At 37.2% G+C, this 8,067-nt stretch carries 4 protein-coding genes; 3 read left to right on the top strand and 1 reads right to left on the bottom strand.

Annotation, left to right across the window (positions count from 1 at the left end):
- The 3 genes from J8281_RS17525 to J8281_RS17515 form a co-directional block, all read left to right on the top strand.
- Positions 1–3,501 (top strand): gliding motility-associated C-terminal domain-containing protein (locus J8281_RS17525; RefSeq protein ID WP_210198961.1); only part of this gene is annotated, 3,501 nt, incomplete at its 5' end.
- A gap of 65 nt (positions 3,502–3,566) precedes the next feature.
- A complete protein-coding gene (locus J8281_RS17520) occupies positions 3,567–4,484 on the top strand; it encodes a type IX secretion system membrane protein PorP/SprF (protein ID WP_210198960.1) in 918 nt (305 codons plus the stop codon).
- A gap of 100 nt (positions 4,485–4,584) precedes the next feature.
- Positions 4,585–6,528: an OmpA family protein gene (locus tag J8281_RS17515; protein ID WP_210198959.1), complete on the top strand. Its 1,944-nt coding sequence runs from the start codon at positions 4,585–4,587 to the stop codon at positions 6,526–6,528.
- A 66-nt stretch (positions 6,529–6,594) separates the two neighbouring features.
- Here J8281_RS17515 and purB read toward each other — a convergent pair whose 3' ends face one another.
- Positions 6,595–7,938 carry an adenylosuccinate lyase gene (gene purB, locus J8281_RS17510; RefSeq protein WP_210198958.1) on the bottom strand — a complete coding sequence of 448 codons (1,344 nt, stop codon included), beginning with the start codon at positions 7,936–7,938 and terminating at the stop codon, positions 6,595–6,597.
- Positions 7,939–8,067 lie beyond the last annotated feature (129 nt).

Here is an 8,067-nt window from a genome sequence, read left to right as displayed (position 1 = left end):
CCGGGAGAAGGGTCATGGAGTGTCGATTTAAGTACAGGAGAAATAAGTTTTACCCCGAACCCTGGGTACACCTTAGATCCTACACCCGTAAATTATACGATTAATGACAACGATGGGAATACTTCAAATGAAGCGACTGTAACTATTGATTATTCGCCTGTAGCAACAGATGATGTGAGTACAGGCAATACTCCCATAACTGCGGTAACTGTAGACGTAGTAGCCAATGATACCACAGGTGATACTGTTGATGTATCTACAGTACAAATCGTAGGTACTGCAGCTGCCGGAGATAGTTTTGTTGCTTCGAATCAAGGTGTATGGAGTGTTAATACCGCCACAGGTGAAATTACTTTCACTCCTTGTAGTGCTGCCGGAATACCTGATGCGAGTTGTACACAGGCTTTTACCGGTGATCCTGTACCTATTGAATATACCGTAAGAGATAACGAAAATAATATATCCAATCCCGCCACAGTAACCATCGATTATAACGATGTTGCAGATCTATCATTAACCAAAAGGGTTGTTGATAATGATATCACACCCTTTACAGGAACTGAAATTACATTTGAAATCAGAGTTACAAATGATGGACCGGGAATAGCCACAGGAGTAGAGGTAACTGATCTTCTTCCTGATGGGTATGACTTTATTTTATATAGTTCTACGGCTGGTGTGTATAATGAAGGGTCGGGAGAGTGGACTATCGGAACTATCCCAAGCGGAGATACCGAAAGTTTGCTAATCGATGTTTTAGTAAACGAAACAGGAAATTATACAAATGTTGCAGAAGTAACAGCAGCGACTATTTTGGATCCAGATTCTACACCAAATAACAATATTTTAGCAGAAGATGATCAGGATGAAGAGGTTGTAACCCCAAGGTTAACGCCTAGAATAGATCTTGAACTTCAAAAAGAAGTAACTAATGAAACCCCGAATGTAGGAGAAAATATTGATTTTATTATAACTGTGGAAAATAAGGGACCTAGTGATGCGACAGGAGTAGTAGTCACCGACTTACTAGCCTCTGGATATGAATATGTGAGTACTCCAGAAATATCTGTAGGAACCTATGAACCTTTAAATGGTTCCTGGACCATAGGAGATATACCAAATGGTATCACCAGAACTTTAAGAATCACAGCCAGGGTCTTACCCGATGGAGTTTATACCAACGTTGCAGAAGTAACAGGTGCTAATGAAAATGACATCAACTCTACTCCTGCTAATAATGATGATACAGAAAATGATCAAGACAAGGTGGAACCAGTACCCTTAGGCGTTTCAGACTTAGGTGTAACCAAAGCAGTTGATAACACCACTCCTAGAGTTGGTGATAACGTACAGTTTACCATTTTGCTGCAAAATTTTGGTCCGAGTAGCGATAGAGATATAATCATAACTGATCTACTGCCTACAGGATATACGTTTGTATCTTATGAAGCTACCGCAGGAGTATACGATAATACTTCTGGAATATGGACCGTAAACAGAACTCTTGTAGAAAGAGATGTTGAACGATTAACGATTACAGCAACTGTTAACCCTTCGGGTACGTATACTAATATTGTTGATATCAACTCATCTGAAAATTTTGCAAGAGATTCCAACACTTCTAATAATGACGATAGAATTGATGTTACTCCAGTTTCAGTAGCTGATGTATCTCTGGAAAAAACAGTAAACAATTTAAATCCCGATGTGACCGACACCATTATATTTACACTTACTGTAGCTAATGATGGACCTAGCGAGGCGACAGGCGTAGTAGTTACCGATGTAATTCCTTCTGGTTTCAATTGGATTTCAGATACTAGTGCAGGAGCTTATAATGTCGGCAATGGTCTTTGGACGATTGGTAATCTGGCTGCTGGCACTTCAGCAACTATTGATATTACGGTATCTATAAACACTCTAGGTAATTATACAAACACTGCAGAAGTAACAGCTGTAAACGAATTGGATCCGGATTCGGTTCCTGGTAATGGCGATCTTAGCGAAGATGACCAGGATGAAATTCAGGTATTTCCTAGGGTGATCACCGATATTTCAGTGACCAAAGTTGCAGATATCCTAAATCCAGAAGTAGGGGATCAAATTACATTTACTATAACAACCACAAATGATGGCCCTAGTGATGCCACAGGAGTTGTTGTAGAAGATATTCTTGCTTCGGGCTATCGATTTGAAAGTGCTACGCCATCAGTGGGTACTTATGACCCGACTATCGGTTCCTGGAACATTGGAAACTTGGTTAACGCAACTACTGCTACATTAACTATTACAGCAACTGTTTTACCTACCGGAAGCTATTCAAACACCGCAGAACTAATTGCATTGGATACGTTTGATCCTGATTCTAGTCCAGATAATAATGTAGATGCCGAAGATGATCAAGCTACGGTAAATCCTGTAGCGTCGGGATTAGCAGATCTGTCGTTAGAAAAAGTAGTAAGCAATACCACTCCTTTGGTGGGCGAGTCTGTCGAATTTACTGTCAATATCACAAATAGTGGGGATAGTGATGCTACCGGAGTCGAAATACGTGATCTTCTTCCCGATGGTTTTACATTTGAGTCTTATGTAGCTACCGCAGGATTATATGATAATACAACTGGAATCTGGTCTATTAACGGAACAATTCTGAATGGCACCACCGAATCATTAATAATGCTGGTGGTGGTTAATGAACCCTCTGGGGATGACAATGAATATACAAATATAGCTGAAATCATAAGAGCTGACCAGGCAGACCCTGATAGCAATGTTAATTCTGGTTTTGCTGTAGACGATTTAAGTGACGGCGTCCCCGATGATGATGAAGCTAGTGTCGTAGTAACACCACAATTTATTGATATTCTTGTAAATAAATCTGTAAGCCCTACCACAGCAACTATTGGACAAGAAGTTATTTTTACGATTACAGTAACCAATAACAGTGCTTCGATTGAGGCAACCAATCTTCAGATTGAAGAAGTGTTACCCGGGGGCTATCGTTTTGTTGCTTCTACAGCCTCAAATGGTGAGTATAATGCGATTAATGGTCTTTGGACTATGATGAGCATAGCCGCTTCTGAAACAGAAACGCTCACAATTACAGCAGAAGTTCTGGATGTGAACGACTACTTAAATCGCGCTTCGTTATTTGCTGTAGATCAATTTGATATTGATGTAAATAATAATGTAGGTGAGGCGGTCATAGAGACACAGTGCTTAACCGTGTTTAACGAATTTTCACCTAACAATGATGGAGTAAATGATGCCTTTACTATAGATTGTATCTCAAGATATCCCGATAATCGCCTAGAAATTTACAACCGATGGGGAAATATTGTTTATGAAAAAGATAATTACGACAACTCTTGGGATGGAACCTCAAATGGTCGAGCGGTTATTTATGTTGAGGACAAGCTTCCGGTAGGGACATATTATTATATTTTGGATCTGGGAGATGGCTCAGAGCCCAGAGCAGGATGGATTTATCTTAATAGATAATTTTTAAAGCAAGTAGACATTAGGCAGATATTCGAATTTGTCTCTAAATCTTATCAAATTACAACATGAATATATACACAAAAAAAATTATAGGTCTTTTGATGTTGCTTTTAGCATGCCGGTCGTTTGGTCAACAAGATCCTCAATTTACGCAGTACATGTATAATACATTAAGTGTAAATTCTGCCTACGCAGGTTCAAGAGGTCATTTATCGGTTACTGGTATTCATCGAACGCAGTGGGTAGGCATAGATGGTGCTCCTCAAACCCAGACGCTAACCGTAGATACACCTTTAGGAAAGAACGTAGGATTAGGACTCGCGGTTATTAATGATGAGATAGGTCCATCAGACGAGATTTATTTTGATGCAAATTTTTCATACACGATTCGTGCATCCAATACACATAAATTATCTTTTGGAGTGAAAGGAGGAGGGCGATTACTTAATATAGATTGGACCAAAGGGCAAGTTCAAAATCCTGATGTAGTTTTTCAGCAAAATATAAATAATCGCTTCTTACCCACTGTGGGTGCAGGTTTGTATCTACATGGGGAAAGCAGTTATTTAGGGGTATCTGTTCCTAATTTTTTTACTGATCAGCACTATGATGATATTCAGGGATCGGTAGCTTCAGAAAGGTTACACTTTTTTCTTATAGGAGGATTGATATTCGACCTTAGCAAGAATACAAAATTTAAACCTGCATTTTTATTGAAGCATGTAGTAGGTGCTCCCTTAATCGTAGATATATCAGCGAATTTTATGTTATATGATCGATTTAGAATTGGGGCATCCTATCGATGGGATGACTCATTTAGTGGTCTGGCCGGTTTTCAAATTACGCCGGGGCTACTTATAGGGTATGCATATGATTATACTACTACACGGCTTCAAAATTTTACAACAGGAAGTCATGAAATTATGTTGCGATTCGAACTTAAATCTGAAGAAAAACGCTTAAAATCACCTAGATTCTTTTAAATGAACATATAAATTTGCTATTACAATGAGATTGATACCCACCAATATGAGTATATAGCAATTTTATCTGATCACTTAAAAAACAAAAAATACAAAACGTATGAAAAATATAATTACATTGTCTCTTTTATTGCTTTCGGCTTTCGGATATACTCAAAAAGAGTATAAAAGAGCCGATAGTTATTTTGAAAAAATGTGGTATGTAGAAGCGGCTAGAGAGTATGAAGCGGCTATTGAAGAAGGAGATAATTCAAAAGAGGTTTTGCAAAAGGTAGGAGATGCATATTACTTCAATACAAATATGGAGGAAGCACATAGGTGGTATGATATTTTAATATCAGAATATAGCGAAGATGTTGATGCAGAATATCTTTTAAAGTATGCGCATGCGTTACAAGGAATTGGTGATCATCGTTCTGCCAAAAAATGGATGAAGATTTTTTCGAAAAAAGCAAATTCGAATGATCCCAGGTCACAAAAATTCTCTCAAAATAGCCTTACCGTAGAAGATGTTCTTAATCTTGAGCCACAATTCACATTAAAAAATTTGAAAATCAATACCGAGTTGTCTGATTTTGGACCTATGTACTATAAAGATGACCTGGTATATTCTTCTGCAGTAGATACTTCAAATTATCATACCAGAGTATATCACTGGAACGAACAACCATATCTTAATTTGTTATTAGGAAAAATAAACGAATCACAAACAGAAGTTACATTTATTCAAGAATTCTCTAAGGCGCTCAATACGAAATATCATGAAGCAACTTTAGCTTTTTCTCCAGATCAAAAAACGGTGTACTTCACTAGAAACAATTATAACGGAAAATTAATCAGAGACGAAGAAGGAATTAATCATCTAAAATTATACATGGCAGAGGCTGTAGAAGACTCTTATGGAAATGTATCTTGGACCAATATAAAAGAGCTTCCTTTCAACAGTGATGACTATTCTGTAGGGCATCCTACAGTAAGTGAGGATGGTACCAAATTGTATTTTATATCAGACATGCCGGGTTCGATTGGTAGTACAGATATTTTTGTAGTCGATATTCTCGAAGGTCAAAAATTTTCTAAACCTCGAAATTTGGGTCCGGTTGTTAATACATATGGTCGAGAAATGTTTCCTTACATCACAGATAAAGCATTGTATTTTGCCTCAGACGGTCATTTGGGATTGGGGGGATTAGATGTGTTCGAAAGTAAATTGGCAGAAACTTTTAGTATACCAGTTAACTTGGGGAGTCCGTTAAATAGTAATCTTGATGATTTTGGATATATCGTTGAAGAGGATACCAACAAAGGTTTTGTATGTTCTAATCGAAAGTCTGGGAAAGGCGACGATGATATTTATTCTTTTGAGAGAACTCCAATAGAAGTATGTAACCAAAAGATCAAAGGGGTTATTACCGATGCCACATCACAAGAACCTATAAGTCAGGTCGAAGTGAAACTTGTATCATCGAATGACGAAGTACTAGAGGTAACACGTAGTGCCGATAATGGACAATTCACTTTTAACTACAGTATAAATTGCGATACTTCGTATCGATTGATTACAGAAAAAATAGGGTACAAACCCAAAACTGTTCCCTTTACATCGAACGCATATTCCGGAGAAACCGACGTACCTGTCGCATTGTCTACTGTTAATAAGTTAATTGTGGAAGAAAATGGTATCTTGAAAATTAAGATTGGTATTATTTATTTTGATTTAGATAAGTCGTATATAAGAAATGACGCAGCTTCAGAACTAAATAAGGTTGTGCTTTTAATGAAAGAGTACCCGAAAATGGTGATAAAAGTCGAATCTCATACAGATGCTAGAGGAGATGATGCCTATAATTTGAAGCTATCAGATAGGAGAGCAAAATCTACGAGAGACTATTTAATTACTGAAGGGATAGAACCTTTTAGGATAGAAAGTGCTATAGGTTACGGAGAGTCTCAGTTAATTAACGAGTGCAATAATAACGCAGAATGTTCTGAAACTAAGCATCAATTTAATCGAAGGTCTGAGTTTATTATCATTAAAATGTAATAGGTAAACTTTAGCACATATTCTAAGAAATACCACTTAAAAATACAAGGGAATTGTTTATCAATACTATATCCCTGTGTAATTAGAAGGAGTAATTTGCTTTAATTCTGTTTTAATAGCTTGGGATACATCTAAAGTTTCTATAAAATTAGCTATCGATTTTTGATTGATTTGCTCATTAGTTCGTGTGAGTCCTTTTAAAGCTTCATAAGGATTTGGGTATCCTTCTCGTCTTAGAATAGTTTGTATAGCTTCAGCAACTACTGCCCAATTATTTTCAAGATCTTCTGCAAATTTTTCTTCATTTAAAAGTAATTTGTTCAATCCTTTTAAGGTAGCTTGAAATGCAATAAGTGTATGCCCAAATGGTACACCGATATTTCGTAATACAGTACTATCAGTAAGATCCCTTTGCAAACGACTAACCGGTAATTTTGCCGATAAATGTTCGAATAATGCATTGGCAATACCAAGATTTCCTTCGCTATTTTCAAAATCAATAGGATTTACTTTATGTGGCATGGCAGATGAACCTACTTCTCCCTTTTTGATCTTCTGTTTAAAATAGTCCATCGAGACATAAGTCCAGATATCGCGATCAAGATCAAGTATGATCGTATTGATACGCTTTAAACCATCGAAAAGAGCGGCCATATGATCATAATGCTCTATTTGAGTTGTCGGAAACGAATGATGAAGCCCTAACACTGATTGCACAAAAGTAGTTCCGAAGGATTTCCAGTCAATATCAGGGTAGGCCACCTGGTGTGCGTTGTAATTTCCGGTAGCACCTCCAAATTTTGCTGCACTAGGAATCTCTTTAAGTTGATCAAATTGTGCTTCGAGCCGGGTAACAAATACCTGAAGTTCTTTTCCCAGACGAGTAGGAGATGCTGGTTGTCCATGTGTACGAGCCAACATAGCTACTTTTGCCCAATCATCGACCAGGAGTTTGAGTTTATGAATTAGTGATGTATACTCAGGAATATATACTTCATGTAGTGCCTCTTTAATACTTAAGGGAATGGCTGTATTGTTAATATCCTGAGACGTGAGTCCAAAATGAATAAATTCTTTATATTCTTGTAAACCCAATTCATCAAATTTCTCTTTGATAAAGTACTCTACTGCTTTTACATCGTGATTGGTTACTTTTTCGATATCCTTAATAGCAAGTGCATTTTCGGTAGTGAATTCGATATATAGTGCTCTAAGTTTATCAAATATAGAAGAGTCAACATTCTTTAATTGCGGTAATGGGATAGTGCATAATGCAATAAAATATTCAACTTCTACCCGTACTCTATATTTTATCAGCGCTTCTTCACTAAAAAAGGCACTAAGCGAATTCGTTTTTGATGCATATCGACCGTCGATAGGTGAAATAGCCTGTAAAGAAAATGATGACATGATTTCTCGTTTTTTTGAAGCATCAAATATAAAAGAAAAGAGAAGAAAGAAGAGCGATATATAAAGATTTCTGGTTTCAGGTCTCAGGTTTCAGGTTTCAGGCTTAGTCAGTTTGACCTCAGATTTCAA

The organism is Aquimarina sp. U1-2, assembly GCF_017897595.1.
Lineage (GTDB): Bacteria > Bacteroidota > Bacteroidia > Flavobacteriales > Flavobacteriaceae > Aquimarina.
This window is presented reverse-complemented; position numbering and strand designations above follow the sequence as displayed.